Origin of the sequence: Klebsiella oxytoca (assembly GCF_009707385.1) — a bacterium.
GTDB lineage: Bacteria > Pseudomonadota > Gammaproteobacteria > Enterobacterales > Enterobacteriaceae > Klebsiella > Klebsiella oxytoca_C.
The window spans coordinates 2142297-2160679 of the sequence record NZ_CP046115.1 but is presented as its reverse complement, the minus strand read 5'-3'; the positions used below and the strand labels follow the sequence as shown (position 1 = coordinate 2160679).

General features: G+C 55.0%; 15 protein-coding genes and 1 tRNA gene. 7 read left to right on the top strand and 9 right to left on the bottom strand.

The window, feature by feature from the left end; all coding sequences use genetic code 11:
- Window positions 1-50: 50 nt before the first annotated feature.
- Both GJ746_RS09920 and GJ746_RS09915 read right to left on the bottom strand, forming a co-directional pair.
- Window positions 51-278, bottom strand: a complete 228-nt coding sequence (locus GJ746_RS09920) for a hypothetical protein (RefSeq protein ID WP_154680038.1) — start codon at window positions 276-278, stop codon at window positions 51-53.
- 280 nt (window positions 279-558) lie between these two features.
- Entirely contained in the window at window positions 559-1464 is a 906-nt protein-coding gene (locus tag GJ746_RS09915) for a LysR family transcriptional regulator (protein WP_154680037.1), read from the bottom strand.
- A gap of 114 nt (window positions 1465-1578) precedes the next feature.
- Here GJ746_RS09915 and GJ746_RS09910 point away from each other — a divergent pair, with 114 nt between their 5' ends.
- The 4 genes from GJ746_RS09910 to GJ746_RS09895 all read left to right on the top strand — a co-directional run bounded on the left by GJ746_RS09910 (window position 1579) and on the right by GJ746_RS09895 (window position 3996).
- A complete protein-coding gene (locus GJ746_RS09910; RefSeq protein WP_154680036.1) occupies window positions 1579-2439 on the top strand; it encodes a pirin family protein in 861 nt (286 codons plus the stop codon).
- 20 nt (window positions 2440-2459) lie between these two features.
- A complete protein-coding gene (locus tag GJ746_RS09905; protein ID WP_154680035.1) occupies window positions 2460-3137 on the top strand; it encodes a hydrolase in 678 nt (225 codons plus the stop codon).
- A gap of 145 nt (window positions 3138-3282) precedes the next feature.
- A tRNA-Ser gene (locus GJ746_RS09900) sits at window positions 3283-3370 on the top strand.
- Between the two features lie 332 nt (window positions 3371-3702).
- Window positions 3703-3996, top strand: a complete 294-nt coding sequence (locus tag GJ746_RS09895; protein WP_154680034.1) for a YciI family protein — start codon at window positions 3703-3705, stop codon at window positions 3994-3996.
- Window positions 3997-4046: 50 nt separating this feature from the next.
- Here the strand turns inward: GJ746_RS09895 and phoH are convergent, their stop codons facing one another.
- From phoH to efeU, 4 genes are all read right to left on the bottom strand, one after another.
- Complete coding sequence (gene phoH, locus GJ746_RS09890; protein WP_195908819.1) at window positions 4047-4835, bottom strand: phosphate starvation-inducible protein PhoH; 789 nt, start codon at window positions 4833-4835, stop codon at window positions 4047-4049.
- A gap of 510 nt (window positions 4836-5345) precedes the next feature.
- Window positions 5346-6626: an iron uptake transporter deferrochelatase/peroxidase subunit gene (gene efeB, locus GJ746_RS09885; RefSeq protein WP_154680032.1), complete on the bottom strand. Its 1281-nt coding sequence runs from the start codon at window positions 6624-6626 to the stop codon at window positions 5346-5348.
- A gap of 4 nt (window positions 6627-6630) precedes the next feature.
- Complete coding sequence (gene efeO / locus GJ746_RS09880; RefSeq protein ID WP_154680031.1) at window positions 6631-7758, bottom strand: iron uptake system protein EfeO; 1128 nt, start codon at window positions 7756-7758, stop codon at window positions 6631-6633.
- A gap of 52 nt (window positions 7759-7810) precedes the next feature.
- Window positions 7811-8641 (bottom strand): iron uptake transporter permease EfeU, encoded by an 831-nt coding sequence (efeU, locus tag GJ746_RS09875; protein ID WP_154680030.1) that lies wholly within the window; start codon window positions 8639-8641, stop codon window positions 7811-7813.
- A 272-nt stretch (window positions 8642-8913) separates the two neighbouring features.
- On the opposite strand from efeU, the gene GJ746_RS09870 reads away from it, so the two are divergent.
- A complete protein-coding gene (locus tag GJ746_RS09870; protein WP_154680029.1) occupies window positions 8914-10098 on the top strand; it encodes a NupC/NupG family nucleoside CNT transporter in 1185 nt (394 codons plus the stop codon).
- A 154-nt stretch (window positions 10099-10252) separates the two neighbouring features.
- On the opposite strand, the gene GJ746_RS09865 is transcribed toward GJ746_RS09870, so the two are convergent.
- Window positions 10253-10687 (bottom strand): DUF3574 domain-containing protein, encoded by a 435-nt coding sequence (locus GJ746_RS09865; RefSeq protein WP_154680028.1) that lies wholly within the window; start codon window positions 10685-10687, stop codon window positions 10253-10255.
- 112 nt (window positions 10688-10799) lie between these two features.
- On the bottom strand, window positions 10800-12308 hold the full coding sequence (gene putP, locus GJ746_RS09860; protein WP_154680027.1) for a sodium/proline symporter PutP: 1509 nt from the start codon (window positions 12306-12308) through the stop codon (window positions 10800-10802).
- Between the two features lie 554 nt (window positions 12309-12862).
- Between putP and putA the strand changes: the two genes are divergently transcribed.
- Together putA and GJ746_RS09850 are read left to right on the top strand one after the other, a co-directional pair.
- Window positions 12863-16825 carry a trifunctional transcriptional regulator/proline dehydrogenase/L-glutamate gamma-semialdehyde dehydrogenase gene (gene putA, locus GJ746_RS09855; protein WP_154680026.1) on the top strand — a complete coding sequence of 1321 codons (3963 nt, stop codon included), beginning with the start codon at window positions 12863-12865 and terminating at the stop codon, window positions 16823-16825.
- 307 nt (window positions 16826-17132) lie between these two features.
- Window positions 17133-17528, top strand: coding sequence for a lysozyme inhibitor LprI family protein (locus GJ746_RS09850; RefSeq protein ID WP_154680025.1), 396 nt, complete (start codon window positions 17133-17135; stop codon window positions 17526-17528).
- Here the strand turns inward: GJ746_RS09850 and rutR are convergent.
- The gene (gene rutR, locus GJ746_RS09845; RefSeq protein WP_154680024.1) at window positions 17525-18163 is read right to left on the bottom strand and encodes an HTH-type transcriptional regulator RutR; all 639 of its coding nucleotides are present in this window, start codon (window positions 18161-18163) and stop codon (window positions 17525-17527) included. The genes GJ746_RS09850 and rutR overlap by 4 nt on opposite strands.
- Window positions 18164-18383 lie beyond the last annotated feature (220 nt).

Genomic DNA, 18383 nt, shown 5'->3' with positions numbered 1-18383 from the left:
GGAATAGCGCTTGTGTTGGATTAACGACTCTAACAATATCGCGTTTTACTTCAACAAGCTGCAGCGCGAAAGGATAAATGATCCAGGACGGTTACAGCAAGGCGAAAGCAGTGATAAATCAGGCAATACTGAGCCCGCGCCATCACTAATGAAAAATGTTTATTGGCGATAAATTTATCCGCTTTACTGCAATCAGGAAGACGGTCTATACGCGTATGATCCTTACCCGAATTAATCATTGACTCATTATCAACAACGTTTTCGGCAAGCTTGTGCATTAAGAAAGCCCTGAATACTATAGTTTCAATTATGTTTCCCAGGCAAATCGGGACTATAAGCAGCTAAAATTTTACGAGCGTAAAAGATAAAACACTCCCTGGAAAAATTAAGACGCTCTTTTATATTATTATTGATTTTTTCACCCGATTTTAGCTCCAGGAATAATAGCTCAATCAAAACGCTGAATTATTTCATAGCGCTTAAGTAATATTGATGCCCACTGTGATTAACTCACCGTATTACGTCTGCCTGGCCAGCAGACGCAGAATACCGACAGCCCTAATCCTCCTCCATCCGCTGATACTCTTCGCTCAGGAAGTCCACCAGCGCCCTGACCGACGGTAGCAGACCACGGCGAGAAGCAAACACCGCATGGATTACCTCCCTGCGTGGCTGCCACTCATCGAGCACCACCACCAGTTCGCCGGCAGCCAGCTGTTCACGGACCATTAATAAAGGAAGCTGTACCAACCCCACTCCGGCAATAGCTGCTTCACGCAGCGCCAGCATATCCGAGGTGATCATTCGGGGCGTGAAGTAGACTTCCGCCTTTTCCCCTTCAGGGCCAGTTAACTGCCACCTATGCTGATGTTTGCCAGCCCCCAGACTTAATCCCGGCCAATTGCTTAATTCTGCTGGAAAATCAGGTTGCCCCATCCGAGCAACTAACTGCGGGCTGGCTACCAGGCGATGCCCACGATCGGCAAGAACGCGCATCACCAGATCGCTGTCCTCTATCGGTCTCGGGCGCACGCGAATCGCCACATCAATGCCTTCGCCCACCACGTCAACTCTTCGGTTAGTTGCTTCAAGCTGAAGATTCACTCCCGGATAGCGCACCATAAAACGTGCCAGCATTGGCCCAACGTGTGCATGTAAAAGCGTTACCGGGCAGGTCAGCTTGACGCTGCCGCGAGGTTCGGAGCGCAGCGTCTCTACCGCTTGTTCTGCCGCTTCAGCCTCTATCAGCATCGCCTTACAGTGCTGATAGAAGGTGTGCCCAACTTCCGTGACGGCAAACTGGCGGGTAGTACGTTGGATTAAACGTACGCCGAGTCGTTCTTCCAGCTGAGCGATGCGACGACTGAGTTTGGATTTAGGTTGATCGAGTGCCCTACCCGCCGCAGTAAATCCGCCGTAATCAACAACCTGGACAAACCAGGCTAAATCATTGAGATCCTGCATCCTCTCTCCATCGTTCTATTTTTGGAACAGTATAGGCCATTTTCGCTATCTACCGGAGTATTAGTGGTGAATATATGCTTATTCACATCAGAAACAGACGTTCAGGAGATTGCCATGAAACAGATTACTGGAATCTACACCGCGCCTTCTCAGCACTGGGTAGGCGATGGTTTCCCGGTTCGCTCCATGTTCTCTTATCAGACTCACGGCGAACAGCTAAGCCCCTTCCTGCTGCTTGATTACGCGGGGCCGCACACTTTTCCGGCGGGAAGCGGTAAACGCGGCGTCGGCGAACATCCGCATCGCGGATTCGAAACCGTTACCGTCGTCTACTCCGGTGAGGTCGAGCATCGAGACTCGACCGGTAGAGGCGGCATTATCGGTCCGGGCGATGTGCAGTGGATGACCGCTGGCTCCGGGATCCTGCACGAGGAGTCCCACTCTGCGGAATTTACCCGTACCGGCGGCGAGCTAAAAATGATTCAGCTGTGGGTCAACCTGCCGGCCAAAGACAAAATGACGCATCCGGGATATCAGAGCATTACCGCAGACGTCATTCCGCAAGCGACGCTGGACGACGATGCCGGAACAGTCAGAGTGATTGCCGGGCGCTACGGCGATGTCGCCGGCCCTGCGCATACGTTCTCACCGCTGAACGTATGGGATTTACAGCTCAGACAGGGTCGTGAGGTGACGCTGCTTCAGCCGGAAGGCTGGAGCACCGCGCTGGTGGTGCTCGAAGGTGGAGTTACCGTAAACGGCGCGGAAAGCGCACGGGAAGGACAGTTGGTGGTGTTGAGCCAGAAAGGTGACGCTTTCCATTTGGAAGCAGGCTCCGATGCAAAGGTTCTGCTGATGGCCGGCGAGCCGCTGCAGGAGCCAATTGTGGGCTACGGCCCGTTCGTGATGAATACCAAATCGCAAATCGCGGAAGCGATTGCTGATTTCAATAGCGGCCGCTTCGGCCAAATCTGATATTTGATAAGGTGAAGAATATGTCCATCCCAGCTAATTTTAACGGTTCTCGTCCGGTTATTGATGCAAATGATACCGCAATGCTGCTGATTGACCATCAAAGCGGTCTGTTCCAGACCGTCGGCGATATGCCGATGCCGGAGCTGCGCGCTCGTGCCGCAGCGCTGGCAAAGATGGCCTCATTAGCCGGGATTCCGGTGATCACGACCGCTTCCGTGCCGCAGGGTCCCAACGGTCCGCTGATTCCCGAAATTCATGAAAATGCACCTCATGCGCAATATATTGCGCGTAAAGGCGAAATCAACGCGTGGGATAACCCGGAATTTGTGGCCGCAGTAAAAGCTACCGGACGTAAAACGCTGATTATCGCCGGTACGATTACCAGCGTTTGCATGGCGTTCCCGGCCATTGCCGCCGTCGCCGATGGCTACAAAGTTTTTGCGGTAATTGATGCCTCAGGCACTTACAGCAAGATGGCGCAGGAAATCACCCTCGCCCGCATCGTTCAGGCGGGCGTCGTGCCAATGGATACCGCCGCAGTTGCGTCTGAGCTACAGCGGACCTGGAATCGTCCGGACGCCGCAGAGTGGGCTGAGGTTTACACTAAAGTTTTCCCGGCCTACCAGCTGTTGATAGAAAGCTACGCCAAAGCTCAGGACGTGGTGAAGAATAACGAACAGCTTGATTCACAGCGTTAAAATGCCTGCCCCGCCGCTCAAGGTCGGGGCAGTGTTCATTGCTTAACCGAACGATAGCGAAAGAATAAATACTGCTTGACCGTTTTAGCGCAACTCCCTATAGTACCGCCCCGTTGCCCACCCAAGGTGAGCAGCAATACAATATGGTGAGGTGTCCGAGTGGCTGAAGGAGCACGCCTGGAAAGTGTGTATACGGCAACGTATCGGGGGTTCGAATCCCCCCCTCACCGCCATATTCAAAGAAGAGCTCGTACGTAAGTACGGGCTTTTTTTTTCGCATATTGCACCCCACCAGGGGGGGATGAGAGCCCCCGACCGGGGGTCGACAACTGGCGTCAGCCAGTTGGACAGCTGACGAGCCTGCGAGGAAGCTGCCCGGAGGGCGAGCAAAGCGAGTCAATCCCCCCCTCACCCCCCCTCACCGCCATATTTTAAGAAGAGCTCGTACGTAAGTACGGGCTTTTTTTTCGCATGTCGCACCATTCAGAAACCGCATTCGGCCTACTATCACCCGCAGCTCTCCGCATGCTACTTTTATATACCCATTTAAAAGATGGACATCAAAATGAGCACTATTGCCGTTGTTGTTCTGACTTACGTTAAACCGCTTGATGAAGTTGACGCACAGCTTGCTGCGCACGTGGAATGGCTTAAGAAAGGTTACGCTGACGGAATCTTCCTCGCATCAGGGCGCAAAATCCCCAGGTCCGGCGGCGTGATTCTGGCTAAAGGCAATGATATGGATGCATTGCGTACCCGGCTAAGTCAGGATCCGTTCCAACAATCAGGTGTAGCGAAAGCTGATATCATTCCTTTCGAGGCAACAATGACCGCCCCTTCGCTGCAACATTTACTTTAGACCAGCAAAAACAAAGCCCGGTTTCCCGGGCTTTGCAGACTTAGAAACAATCAGTAGTAGGCTTTCAGCGCGCGCTGACAAAGGGTTGAACGCACGCAATCGTCGGTAGTAAAGCGTACAACACCTACCATCTCGTCCTCCTCAAAACGCGCCAGCGCATCGGCGAGTCCTGATTTCACCCCAGAAGGTAAATCGCACTGGGTAATATCGCCGTTGACGATGACCGTCACGTTCTCCCCGAGGCGGGTCAAAAACATTTTCATTTGCGCCGCGGTCACGTTCTGCGCCTCATCCAGGATCACTACCGCATTTTCAAATGTACGTCCGCGCATATAGGCGAACGGCGCGATTTCCACCTTGCCGATTTCCGGACGCAGGCAGTATTGCATAAAGGAAGCGCCTAACCTTCTCACCAGTACGTCATAGACCGGGCGGAAATAGGGAGCAAACTTCTCGGCGATATCTCCCGGTAAGAAGCCGAGATCTTCGTCGGCCTGCAGAACGGGACGGGTAACAATAATTCTGTCCACATCTTTGTGGATCAGGGCTTCAGCGGCTTTTGCCGCGCTAATCCAGGTCTTACCGCACCCGGCTTCGCCCGTCGCAAAAATCAGCTGCTTATTGTCGATAGCATTCAAATAATGCGCCTGAGCCTCATTGCGCGCCTCAATTGGCGATGCATCGCGGCTATCCCGCGCCATGCCAATTGCTTCTACGCCACTCATTTGCACAAGCGATGTGACCGATTCTTCTTCGCGCTGCTTATGGCTTCGCGAATCCTGTCTCAGCACACGTTTGGCCTCACGACGAGCTCTGGTCACTGCTTTTTGTCTTCCCATGGATAGCACCTTGCGTTGTTGGTTTACATCACACGCGCCACGTTCGACGCGATTATGCGCACTAACGATTGAGGTTTTGGCTTCCTTGTAAGCCATTGCTTGCCTGACGAATTGGCAGAGGGTCACGGCTACGCGCACCGATAACCTTGCCTGGGTTCGGGTTTTCTATGGTAGAAGAGGATGATTTAGCGGTGTGAAAATCGCGGCCGGAAGTGTGGCTGCCGTGCTGATGAGTACGGTATGGGGTTTGACGTTTTCCGTTACAGCAATCGGGCATTCGCGATCTCCATAATGAAACGAAACTACTGCTGAGAACTACCGCGTCTGTAATAAGTACATCAGAAATAATTCTAAGCGCAACTTCTTTTTCACATAAACACAACAAATAATTCTCCCCGCAGCAGGGGAGAGTTTCCGACTATAAGATTACAGAAAAATGAAACAAGGCAGGAAATACATAAAATGAATGGAAAAACAGCAGAAAACGCCCTGCCCCACGGGGCAGGCGCGTCAGGCTTCGATCAGCGATTGCCCGAGGTAATGCTGACTGTCGATAACTCCGGGCAGAACAAAGAAATATCCACCGCCGATCGGTTTCACATACTCTTCCAGCGCTTCTCCATTCAGGCGCTTTTGCACCGTCAGAAAACCTTTTTCCAGATCGTGCTGATAACAGACAAACAGCAGCCCCATATCCAGCTGCCCTGAGTTAGTCACCCCCAGCGAATAGCTGTAACCCCGACGCATCATCAGGCTGGACTCGGTTTCTGCCGTGCGCGGGTTCGCCAGACGAATGTGACTATCGAGGGCAATAGTATCGCCGTCGGGATCTTTGCTGTAATCCGGCACATCGTGCTCGTGCTGCATCCCTAGCGGCGCGCCGGTCAGTTTATTGCGACCAAAAATAGTCTGCTGTTCTTTAAGCGGCGTTCGGTCCCAGAATTCAACGCGAAACTGAATAATCCGCGCCGCCTGATAGCTGCCGCCCGTCGCCCATGCTGGCTCTTTCTGGTCGGGAGTAACCCACACCACTTTATCCATTAGCGCATTATCTGTGCTCAGCGGATTCGCGGTACCGTCTTTAAAGCCCAGGAGATTAATCGGCGTCTCTTTACCCTTACTGCGCGCGGCGCTATCGGAAATAAAGCCTTCCCGCTTCCAGCGTACGCTGAGCAGATCTGGCGTGTGTTTAATCACATCCCGCAGCGCGTGAATGACCGTATCCTGCGTATTGGCGCAAATTTGCAGCAGCAGATCGCCATGGCACAGCGCCGCATCCAGCGAGTCGTTAGGAAAACGCGTCATTTTCTGCAGCTTTTTCGGCACCTGACTGGCCAGGCCAAACCGGTCGTCAAACAGCGAATGGCCCACCGACACGGTCATCGTCAGGTTATCCGGCGCGATCCACGGCCCGAGAATGCCTGAGTCCATCGGCGGCAGACGCGGGTTGGGCGTCTCCGGCGCAGGCCCACCCATAGTCAGAAAGGCGATACGCCGGGTCAGCAGACGGAACAACCGCTCAAGGTCTGCTTTATCGCCGGCGAGGACATCAAAAGCGACAATCATCATCGACGCCTGCTGAGGCGTCAGCACGCCAGCCTGATGCTCACCATAAAACGGCTGGGTTTCCAGACGCGCATCCGGCGACACCGTGCCTGGAGAACTCTCACCCTTCGCCGCATGCGCCACCGGACAACCGCCGGTAATGGCCAGCGCGCCGCCGAGCGCGCCGATCCCTTTAAGTAACCGCCGACGCGACGGTTCATTTACATTATGCTTTTGCTCAGCCATCGACTTAGTCCAGACCCAGGATCCCGCGCAGCTGGGCCAAATCTTCCGCCAGCGTGGTAATCGGCCCTTTCAGCGCGTTACGATCGGCATCCGTCAGCTTGTCATAGGTTTCAAAACCGTCTTTGGTGCGGTACTTGCTGAGAATGGCGTCTACTTTTTTGAAATTAGCGTCAACTTTCGCCAGCAGCTCGCCGTTCTTCTTTTGCAACTGCGGGCGCAGCAGGTCGATAATTTTCTGCGCGCCGTCAATGTTGGCCTGGAAATCCCACAAATCGGTGTGGCTGTAGCGATCTTCTTCACCGCTGATTTTGCTGGCCGCCACTTCCTCAATTAGCCCGGCAGCGCCGCCAACCACTTTTGACGGCGGGAACGCCAGCTCGCTAATGCGTTTTTGCAGATCGAGAACGTCGGCGTTCAATTGATCGGCATAGTTATCCATTCCCTTGACGCTGTTATCGCCAAACAGCGCTTTTTCCAGCCGGTGGAAACCGGTGAATTTCGGATCTTCGGCTTTTTTCTCGTAGTCATCCTCGCGGGCGTCGATGCTGCCATCAAGATCGGAGAACAGTTCGGCGATCGGTTCAATACGTTCATAATGCTGGCGCGTCGGCGCGTAAAGCGCTTTTGCCTTGTCGATATCACCCGCTTTTACCGCCCCGGTAAAGGCTTTAGTGCTGCTCACCAGCTCCGCGGTCTCGGCGGTAACCCACGCTTTATAGGCGGTAATCGCCTCTCCCAGGCTAAGCAACGTGTCGGCTTTAGCAGCATCTTTGGTCGCTTCACCAGTGACCGTCAGTTTACCTTTCGGGTTGGTCAGCAGGCCGCAGGTCATATCGTATTCACCCGGCTGCAGGTTCGCCGTCAGCTTTTGCGTAAACCCGGGAGCAATATTCTCACGCTCTTCAACTACCAGCACGCCTTTCAGAATCTCCCACTCCAGCGCTTTCTGGCTATGGTTCTGAATAATGAACTGGGTTTTACCCGCTTTCACCGTGACGTTCATCGGCTCGCACTGTTTATCAGTGACGGTAACTTTTACCTGTGGAATATCGGCTGCCTGAGCGCAAAAAGCAGAGCCGAACAGCGCGGCAACGGTAAGCTGCAGCGCATTGCGACGAAAATGATTCATCATGACCATCCCTTTCGATAAGTATGTTGTAACTATTTCAGTCCGCGATGCCCGACTAGGCGGCTCGGGATGCGGTGGTTTTATTGCCCGGCGGCGAGACGTAAAGCACCAGCGCCGGAATCAGATAGATAAAGTAGACCGCTACTTCGCTGATAGTTGGCGTTTCCTGATAGCCAAAAATCCCTTCCAGCAGCGTACCGAATAGCGTGTGCGTCGAAATCACGTTGCTCAGATCAAAGGCTATATCCTGGAAATGGTTCCATAGACCGGCTTCATGAAAGGCGCGGATAGCGCCCGCGGCAAGGCCCGCGGCCACCAGCAAAATAAACAGGCTGGTCCATTTGAAAAAGACGGCAAGATTCATACGGATGCCGCCCCAGTAGATCAGGAACCCTAAAACGATTGCCGTCGCCAAACCAAGCATCGCCCCGATAGGCGGCCAAATTCCCACATCCTGCTGAAAGGCCGCCAGCAGAAAAAACACCGATTCCAGACCTTCCCGGGCAACGGCGAAAAAGACCATCATCACCAGCGCCCAACCGTGGTGATTGCCGCGCTGAAGCGCATTATCAACCGCCAGCTCAAGCTGCTGCCTGACGTTACGCGATACCTTGCGCATCCAGAACACCATCCAGGTCAGGATACACACCGCTACTACCGCCACGATACCTTCGAACAGCTCCTGTTCACGCTGCGGAAATTCACCGGTCGTTTCGTTGATGAAGATCCCCAGCCCCAGGCATAGCGCTGCGGCAAGGAGCACGCCAATCCACATAACGCCAATCCAGCTTCCGCGCTGAGTGCGCTTCAGATAGCTGGCAATCAGGCTGACAATCAGCGCTGCTTCCAGACCTTCACGTAACATGATGAGAAATGGGACAAACATGCCAACACCCTTAAATGTGAACCGCAGTCAACTGATGCAAAGTTAGGTAAATATTTATGATAGTGATTATCATTACAATAATCAGAAACACAAGTGAAATGTGTAGAGATTAATGACGATTTGTAAATTAATCGCTAACAAATAATGACTCAGGCAATTATCTCTCCGCCGTTATGCGCAATCGCAGGATGACGTTTTTTTTGCCGCAGATATTTACCCGGCTTGACGGCTGTGGCTAAATGGCGGCCTTATTGACCCGTGAAATGAACAACATGACTCAATTCTTGCACTTCCTGCTGGCGTTGGTGGTTATTCTTGCCCTTGCCTGGCTTGCCAGCTATGACCGTAAAAAAATCCGCATCCGCTATATTATTCAGCTAATCGTTATTGAAATTGCGCTGGCTTTCTTTTTTCTCCACGCAGAAAGCGGCCTGTGGTTAGTGAAAAATATCGCGTCCTTTTTTGAATCGCTGCTCGGTTTCGCCGCCGAAGGAACCAACTTTGTATTTGGCGGCATGAGTGAAAAAGGGCTGGCGTTTATTTTCCTTGGCGTCCTGTGCCCAATTATCTTTATCTCTGCGCTGATTGGTATTCTTCAGCACTGGCGGATTTTACCGATATTTATTCGTCTGATTGGTACCCTGCTGGCGAAAATTAACGGTATGGGTAAACTGGAATCCTTCAATGCGGTCAGCTCGCTGATTCTCGGTCAATCGGAAAACTTTATCGCCTATAAAGGCGTGCTCGGCGACCTCTCTTCACGCCGCCTGTTTACTATGTCGGCCACCGCGATGTCGACGGTATCGCTGTCCATTGTCGGCGCGTATATGAGTATGCTCGACGCAAAATACGTCGTCGCCGCGCTAATTCTGAATATGTTCAGCACCTTTATTGTTCTGTCGATAATTAACCCCACGCGTCCGGGCAGCGAGGAGGAGATCAAGCTCGAGAAGCTGCATGAATCGCAGAGTTTTTTTGAGATGCTCGGTGAATATATTCTGGCTGGTTTTAAAGTCGCGATGATTATTCTGGCTATGCTGATTGGTTTTATTGCCTTAATTAGCGCCATAAATGCCCTGTTCGCCACGATATTTGGCCTGAGCTTCCAGCAGATCCTCGGCTACGTCTTTTATCCCCTGGCGTGGCTGATAGGCATTCCGCTTAGCGATGCGCTGAACGCCGGCAGTATTATGGCGACCAAGCTGGTAGCGAATGAATTTGTCGCCATGATTGAGCTGCAAAAAATAGCCGCCGGCATGACGCCGCGCGGGCTGGGTATTCTATCCGTGTTCCTGGTATCCTTCGCCAACTTTGCCTCTATCGGCATTATCGCCGGGGCGATTAAAGGCCTGAACGAGCAGCAGGGGAATATCGTTTCCCGCTTCGGCCTGCGCCTGGTATACGGCGCGACGCTGGTCAGCCTGCTCTCTGCCAGCTTCGCGGGCCTGGTGCTGTAATCAGAATTGCCTGCCTACCCGTTTTCCCGGGGGCGGCGCAGAGCGCTTTACCCGGGCTGCAGATGCGTGCGGCCCGTAGGTCGGGAGCCCGCTGCAGCCCGGGAAACAGCCGCAACGTAAATCTTGTGGGGTCGACATTCCATCAGGGCACTGTTTAAAAATGAACGCATACCGGCTGGTCAACGCGCATCACCGACTCCTGCGCAAAGCGTGATTTATACGTATTGCGCAGCGCCTCAATTCCCTCTTCGCTCTTTGCATCTTTGCCATGGATCAGCATCAGCGCCTTGCTCTGTTCACGTGCGATAGTCCCGTCATTGCCCAGCCACTGTCCGCGCGCATCAAATACCGTCAGGCCATCCCGAAAGCGCGGCGTCACATCGCGGTCAACGAACTGCTGCCACTCCTGAGCGGTAATATCTTTCCCTGCCGGACGGCTTAATCCGAAATAAAGCGTCGTTTGCATCATGGTATTTTCCGCCGGGCAGGCGTTAGTCTCAGCCACCGGAGCCTTGTTCGCAGCAGGTGCCACGCAGCCGCTCAAGACCCCTGCCAGAACCAGCGCCATCGCACCCTGTTTGAAATTCATTTTGCTACCCTCATTGTTATCTGAGCTGAGATATCAGCGTATTTTCAAGCAATTAGCAAGTGTCATATACAACAAAGCCCGCAGGACGCGGGCTTGAGAGGAGAGCCAAATATTACTCGGCGGTAGCGCGTACTGGCGGCGCAGAGCGATAGTGCGCGTCCGCTTCGGCAAAGCGTCTTTGCATCTCGGCTGAAGGCGCTTTCCCCAGCAGGCTGAAAACCACAATCCCCAGGCTACCAAAAATAAAGCCAGGGATAATTTCATACAGGCCCAGCCAGCCGAACTGTTTCCAGACGATAACGGTGATAGCGCCGATAATCATTCCGGCCAGCGCGCCGTTACGCGTCATTCCTGACCACATTACCGAGAACAGCACCACCGGACCAAACGCCGCGCCGAAGCCTGCCCATGCGTAGCTCACCAGACCCAGCACGCGGTTCTCCGGGTTGGCCGCCAGGGCGATGGATACCAGCGCCACGACCAGCACCATAAAGCGTCCGACCCATACCAGTTCCTGCTGACCCGCATTTTTACGCAAAAACGCTTTATACAGATCTTCGGTAATCGCACTGGAACACACCAGCAGCTGGCAGCTCAGAGTCGACATTACCGCCGCCAGAATCGCCGACAACAGGATCCCGGCAATCCATGGGTTGAACAGAATCTGCGCCAGTTCAATAAAGACGCGTTCAGCGTTCTGGTTCACCGCTCCGGCAACGCCCGGGTTGTTATTGAAGTACGCGATGCCAAAGAAGCCGACGGCAACGGCACCCGCCAGGCAAAGGATCATCCACGTCATACTGATACGACGGGCGTGAACGATACTGTGGTGCGAATCCGCCGCCATAAAGCGCGCCAGAATATGCGGTTGGCCAAAATAGCCAAGACCCCAGCCCATCAGCGAAAGAATGGCGACGAAATTCAGGCCCTTGAGCATATCAACGTTCTCAATGCTCTTTTGCTTGATCACTTCCAGGGAATCGCCAAAACCGCCGACGGAAATAATCACCATCACCGGCGTCAGGATCAGCGCGAATATCATCAGGCTTGCCTGGACGGTATCAGTCCAGCTCACCGCGAGGAAACCACCGACGAAGGTATAGATAATGGTTGCCGCCGCGCCGGCCCACAGCGCGGTTTCGTAGCTCATACCAAACGTGCTTTCAAACAAACGCGCGCCGGCCACAATACCGGAGGCACAATAGATGGTGAAAAATAACAAAATCACCAGCGCCGAGATAATTCGCAGTACGCGGCTTTTATCTTCAAAGCGGCCGGTGAAATAATCGGGCAGCGTCAGAGCGTTATTATTCACCTCGGTATGCACCCGCAAGCGCCCCGCCACCAGCTTCCAGTTAATCCATGCGCCTAAGGTCAGGCCAATGGCAATCCAGCTTTCGGAAATTCCGGAAATAAAAATGGCGCCGGGCAACCCCATAAGCAGCCAGCCGCTCATATCTGATGCCCCGGCGGAGAGCGCGGTGACGAATGGGCCAAGGCTGCGGCCGCCAAGAATATAATCATCAAAGTTCTTTGTAGAACGCCAGGCAATAAAACCGATAAGTACCATGCCAAAAATATAAACAATAAAAGTCACCAACATGGGTGTGCTAATAGCCATGTAAAATCTCCAGAATTTTTGTCGACAGCGTCCAGATTTGTCGTTTTATCCACTGCCGGAACGGGGCAATGGCCTATTGGTTGTATTGGGCGACCGTATCCTGACGGAAGCTTTGTTTTTTCACAAATGATTTAACACAGCATTTACACGAAATGCTTTCATGACCAAACTTCATTTTGTTATAGGTTGCACTCTCTCACGTTTTTAGCGGTTGCACCATGCAAAAGTGTTAAGTGACGCATAGAAATACCTTATTAGACAGGGGATAAATTCCTGCTATTTTAGTCATTCTTTTTAACATTCCCGGTATTTCCCAGCCTGCCCCACAATTCTTAATTAACAAGGTTGCACAAAGTTGCAACATGATAGATATTTCTACGCAACCGCATAACTGAACAGCAGCGAAGTTCGCAAACGCATTCAATCTGCATCGAGGCGGCAAATTTGTTAGTCCCTGAAAGCATGGACAACGATGTGACCGGGGCGCGTAAATAAAGCCAACAATGAGGCAGGTTGAAGGATGAAGCGAACGACTAATCACAGGAGTTCCTGACATGGGCACCACCACCATGGGTGTAAAACTTGACGACGCGACGCGCGAACGCATTAAGTCCGCAGCGAGCCGTATTGACCGCACGCCGCACTGGCTGATTAAACAGGCCATCTTCAATTATCTGGAAAAGCTGGAAAACGACGAGACGCTGCCCGAGCTACCGGCGCTGCTTTCCGGCGCGGCCAACGAAAGCGATGAAGCAGGCAGTGCTGGCGATGAGCCTTATCAGCCGTTTCTCGAATTTGCCGAGCAGATCCTGCCGCAGTCCGTTTCCCGCGCGTCGATTACCGCAGCCTGGCGCTGGGCCGAAACCGACGCCGTACCAATGCTGCTGGAACAAGCTCGCCTGCCGCAGGATCTCGGCGAACAGGCGCATAAGCTCGCCTATCAGCTGGCGGAGAAGCTGCGCAATCAGAAAACTGCCAGCGGCCGCGCCGGGATGGTGCAAAGCCTGCTGCAGGAATTCTCTCTTTCCTCGCAGGAAGGCGTGGCGCTGATGTGCCTGGCGGAAGCGCTGCTGCGTATTCCCGATAAGGCCACCCGCGACGCCCTGATCCGCGACAAAATCAGCAACGGCAACTGGCAGTCGCATATCGGCCGCAGCCCGTCGCTGTTCGTTAATGCCGCCACCTGGGGGCTGCTGTTTACCGGTAAGCTGGTCTCGACCCACAACGAAACCAGCCTGTCGCGTTCGCTGAACCGCATTATTGGCAAGAGCGGCGAACCGCTGATCCGCAAAGGCGTCGATATGGCGATGCGCCTGATGGGCGAGCAGTTTGTCACCGGCGAAACTATCGCCGAGGCGCTGGCCAACGCCCGCAAGCTGGAAGATAAAGGCTTCCGCTACTCTTACGATATGCTGGGCGAAGCGGCGCTGACCGCCGACGATGCCCAGGCCTATCTGGTTTCCTATCAGCAGGCTATCCACGCCATCGGCAAAGCCTCCAATGGCCGCGGCATTTATGAAGGGCCGGGCATTTCGATTAAGCTCTCCGCGCTGCACCCGCGCTACAGCCGCGCTCAGTACGATCGCGCGATGGAAGAGCTCTATCCGCGCCTGAAGTCTCTGACCCTGCTGGCGCGCCAGTACGATATCGGCATCAATATTGACGCCGAAGAGGCCGATCGCCTGGAGATCTCGCTCGATCTGCTGGAAAAACTCTGTTTTGAGCCGGAACTGGCGGGCTGGAACGGAATTGGCTTTGTTATCCAGGCCTACCAGAAACGCTGCCCGTTCGTGATTGACTATCTGATTGATCTTGCCACCCGCAGCCGTCGTCGCCTGATGATCCGCCTGGTAAAAGGCGCATACTGGGACAGCGAAATCAAACGCGCGCAGATGGATGGTCTCGAAGGCTATCCGGTCTATACCCGCAAGGTCTACACCGACGTCTCCTATCTGGCCTGCGCGAAAAAGCTGCTGGCTGTACCGAACCTAATCTATCCGCAGTTCGCGACCCATAACGCTCATACCCTGGCGGCAATTTATCAGCTCGCCGGGCAGAACTACTATCCTGGGCAGTACGAATTCCAGTGTCTGCACGGCATGGGCGAGCCGCTGTACGAGCAGGTGACCGGCAAAGTCGCCGATGGCAAACTCAACCGTCCGTGTCGTATTTACGCCCCGGTGGGCACCCACGAAACGCTGCTGGCGTATCTGGTGCGTCGCCTGCTGGAAAACGGCGCCAACACCTCGTTCGTGAACCGTATCGCTGACAGCACTCTGCCGCTGGATGAGCTGGTTGCTGACCCGGTCGCCGCGGTGGAAAAACTGGCCCAGCAGGAAGGTCAGGTTGGCCTGCCGCACCCGAAAATCCCGCTACCGCGCGATCTTTACGGCAAAGGGCGCAGCAACTCAGCTGGCCTGGATCTGGCCAACGAACATCGTCTGGCCTCCCTCTCATCTTCATTATTAAATAGCGCGCTGCATAAATGGCAGGCGCTGCCGATGCTGGAACAGCCGGTGGAGGAAGGCGAAATGCAGGCGGTGATAAACCCGGCTGAGCCAAAAGATGTCGTCGGCCACGTGCGCGAAGCCAGCGAGGCTGAAATTCAGCAGGCGCTGAGCAGCGCGGTCAACAACGCGCCAATCTGGTTCGCCACCCCGCCGCAGGAGCGCGCGGCGATCCTCGAACGCGCCGCGGTGCTGATGGAAGGCCAGATGCCGACCCTGATGGGTATCCTGGTGCGCGAAGCGGGTAAAACCTTCAGTAACGCCATTGCTGAAGTGCGCGAAGCGGTAGATTTCCTTCATTACTACGCAGGCCAGGTTCGTAATGATTTTGATAACGAAACCCACCGTCCGCTGGGCCCGTTAGTCTGTATCAGCCCGTGGAACTTCCCGCTGGCGATCTTTACCGGACAAATTGCCGCCGCGCTGGCGGCCGGTAATACCGTGCTGGCGAAACCCGCCGAACAGACGCCGCTCATCGCCGCTCAGGGCGTGGCGATCCTGCTGGAAGCAGGCGTGCCGCCGGGCGTTATTCAGCTGCTACCAGGCCGCGGGGAAACCGTCGGCGCCGCGCTGACTTCCGATGAGCGCGTACGCGGCGTGATGTTCACCGGCTCAACCGAAGTTGCCACTCTTCTGCAGCGCAACATCGCCAGCCGCCTGGACGCTCAGGGTCGCCCGACGCCGCTGATCGCCGAAACCGGCGGCATGAACGCGATGATCGTCGACTCTTCTGCATTAACCGAGCAGGTAGTGATCGACGTTCTCGCCTCAGCGTTCGACAGCGCGGGGCAGCGCTGCTCAGCCCTGCGCGTACTCTGCCTGCAGGATGATATCGCCGACCATACGCTGACCATGCTGCGCGGCGCGATGGCCGAGTGCCGGATGGGCAACCCTGGCCGTCTGACCACCGATATCGGGCCGGTCATAGACGCCGAAGCCAAAGAAAATATTGAGCGCCATATTCAGACGCTGCGCGCCAAAGGACGCAAAGTCTTCCAGGCGGTGCGCGAAAATAGCGAAGATTCTCGCGAGTGGGAAAACGGGACCTTCGTTCCGCCGACGCTTATCGAACTGGAGAGCTTCGACGAACTGAAAAAAGAGGTCTTCGGCCCGGTGCTGCACGTGGTGCGCTATCACCGCAACGAGCTGGATGGGCTGGTTGAGCAGATCAACGCCTCCGGATACGGCCTGACCCTCGGCGTACATACCCGTATCGACGAAACCATCGCCCAGGTGACCGGCAGCGCCAACGTCGGCAACCTGTACGTCAACCGCAATATGGTCGGCGCAGTGGTCGGCGTGCAGCCGTTCGGCGGCGAAGGCCTGTCTGGCACCGGTCCGAAAGCCGGCGGTCCGCTGTATCTGTACCGGTTGCTCTCCAGTCGGCCGCAAAACGCGGTCGGGGTCACCCTCGCCCGTCAGGACGCGGACTATCCGCTGGACGCGCAGCTGAAGACGCTGCTGGAAAAACCGCTGCTTGCTTTGCAACAGTGGGCAGCGGATCGCCCGGAACTGAAGGCCCTGTGCCAACAGTTTAGCGAGCAGGCTCAGGCCGGTACCCAACGTCTGCTGCCGGGCCCCACCGGTGAGCGCAACACCCTGACCTTTATGCCGCGCGACCGCGTGCTGTGCGTAGCCGATAACGAGCAGGACGCGTTAATCCAGCTGGCAGGCGTAACCGCCGTTGGTTGTGAGGTGCTGTGGCCGGATACGCCGCTGCAGCGCGAGCTGGCGAACAAGCTGCCGCGCGAAGTCAGCGAGCGGATCCATTTTGCGAAAGCGGAGACTCTGATGAACGAACCGTTCGATGCGGTTATCTACCATGGCGATTCCGATCAGCTGCGTGAGCTGTGTGAACAGGTTGCGGCGCGCGATGGGGCGATTGTTTCGGTGCAGGGCTTCGCCCGCGGTGAGAGCAATCTGCTGCTGGAACGCCTCTATATTGAACGTTCCCTCAGCGTCAATACCGCCGCGGCCGGCGGCAACGCCAGCCTGATGACGATTGGTTAAAGCCTCCCCGGGTGCGGCTGACGCCTTACCCGGGCTACCCCAACGCAGGCCGCAGGTACCGGTAGCCGGGCAAGGCGCTCTGCGCCGCTCCCGGGAGCAGAGCGCTGGATGGCATCATTTCCCGGAGGCGATGCTGCGCATCTGTCCGGGCTACCCCAATGCAGGCCGCAGGTACCTGTAGCCCGGGCAAGGCGCTCTGCGCCGCCCCCGGGAAAACAGACCGGCACAACGTCAGCTAATGACACCAGACGCAGGCTGTGGTTAATTAAAGCTCCCGGACGGGAGCTTTTTTTATGGGAGTTGAATAATGAAACGCACTTTACTCGCTCTTGCCGCGCTGCTGGCAAGCACTTACGCGCTGGCGGACCAATGCAGCAACGCCAGCAATCAAACGGAAATGAACCAGTGCAGCGCCGAGCGATATCAGGCCGACGACAAAAAACTAAACGAAACGTACCAGGAAGCGCTGAAGCGCGCCTCCGCCAGACAGCAGGAATTGCTTAAAAAAGCGCAGCTAACGTGGATTGAACTGCGCGACGCCGACTGCAAATTTCTGGCCTCCGGCGCAGAAGGCGGCAGCGTTCAGCCGATGCTGCTCAACCAGTGCCTGTCCGACAAAACGGTAGAGCGCGAGTCATTCCTTGCTTCGCTGCTGCAGTGCGAAGATGGCGATCAGAGCTGCCCGCTGCCCCCCGCCAATTAACGCACGCGAATTCCTTCGATAATCATCCGCTGGACATTATCGACGGTCTTCTGAAAGAACGCCTCATCGCGCAGCGTCGCGCCGGTTACCGCCTCAACCTGAGTGGCAAAATCGGCGTAATGCTGTGTGGTGGCCCAAATCATAAAGATCAGATGCTGCGGGTCAACCGGAGCCAGCCTGCCGCTCGCGACCCAGCCGGATATAATCGCCGACTTCTCATCCACCAGCGCTTTCAGATCGCCGGTCAGCTCGTCCATCAGCAGCGGCGCGCCCTGCAGCATCTCCAGGCAGAACAGCCTCGACGCCTGCGGATGATCGCGCGACACCTCAAGCTTCAGACGAATATATTCGCCGATGGCCACCAGAGGGCTAATATCCTCGCGAAATGCCTTCAGCGGCGCCAGCCAGATAGCCAGGATCTGCTGCAGAACGGCAATATACAGCGCCTCTTTCGACGGGTAGTAATAGAGTAGATTGGTCTTTGACACCCCGGCCAGCTCGGCAACCTGCTCAAGCCGCGTACCGTGGATACCAAACTGCGAGAACGCGTCCAGCGCGGCGGCCAGAATAGCCTCTTTTTTTGCGCTCACCGCCAGCGAACGTTTTCCACTCTTTTTCACGCCACCCTGTGCCATAGATTTTCTCCTTCATTTCACGCCATCAGCATAGCAAAAACCCAACGTCGACACGACTCTCTGCACTCCGATTGCGCACGACTGCGGTTTTTTCGTGCACCAATTTTGACCATTCAGTCTACTTTTTTTGCTGTCACTTTCAGCAACCATCAAGCAACACATTAATAACATTAACCTTTATAAAACTGGCATCGCCTTTGCTTTATCACCCTGGCGAGGT

Coding starts and splice junctions, on each gene's coding strand:
- GJ746_RS09920 (WP_154680038.1), bottom strand. CDS start 278: ATGCACAAGCTTGCCGAAAACGTTGTTGATAATGAGTCAATGATTAAT.
- GJ746_RS09915 (WP_154680037.1), bottom strand. CDS start 1,464: ATGCAGGATCTCAATGATTTAGCCTGGTTTGTCCAGGTTGTTGATTAC.
- GJ746_RS09910 (WP_154680036.1), top strand. CDS start 1,579: ATGAAACAGATTACTGGAATCTACACCGCGCCTTCTCAGCACTGGGTA.
- GJ746_RS09905 (WP_154680035.1), top strand. CDS start 2,460: ATGTCCATCCCAGCTAATTTTAACGGTTCTCGTCCGGTTATTGATGCA.
- GJ746_RS09895 (WP_154680034.1), top strand. CDS start 3,703: ATGAGCACTATTGCCGTTGTTGTTCTGACTTACGTTAAACCGCTTGAT.
- phoH (WP_195908819.1), bottom strand. CDS start 4,835: ATGGGAAGACAAAAAGCAGTGACCAGAGCTCGTCGTGAGGCCAAACGT.
- efeB (WP_154680032.1), bottom strand. CDS start 6,626: ATGGCTGAGCAAAAGCATAATGTAAATGAACCGTCGCGTCGGCGGTTA.
- efeO (WP_154680031.1), bottom strand. CDS start 7,758: ATGATGAATCATTTTCGTCGCAATGCGCTGCAGCTTACCGTTGCCGCG.
- efeU (WP_154680030.1), bottom strand. CDS start 8,641: ATGTTTGTCCCATTTCTCATCATGTTACGTGAAGGTCTGGAAGCAGCG.
- GJ746_RS09870 (WP_154680029.1), top strand. CDS start 8,914: ATGACTCAATTCTTGCACTTCCTGCTGGCGTTGGTGGTTATTCTTGCC.
- GJ746_RS09865 (WP_154680028.1), bottom strand. CDS start 10,687: ATGAATTTCAAACAGGGTGCGATGGCGCTGGTTCTGGCAGGGGTCTTG.
- putP (WP_154680027.1), bottom strand. CDS start 12,308: ATGGCTATTAGCACACCCATGTTGGTGACTTTTATTGTTTATATTTTT.
- putA (WP_154680026.1), top strand. CDS start 12,863: ATGGGCACCACCACCATGGGTGTAAAACTTGACGACGCGACGCGCGAA.
- GJ746_RS09850 (WP_154680025.1), top strand. CDS start 17,133: ATGAAACGCACTTTACTCGCTCTTGCCGCGCTGCTGGCAAGCACTTAC.
- rutR (WP_154680024.1), bottom strand. CDS start 18,163: ATGGCACAGGGTGGCGTGAAAAAGAGTGGAAAACGTTCGCTGGCGGTG.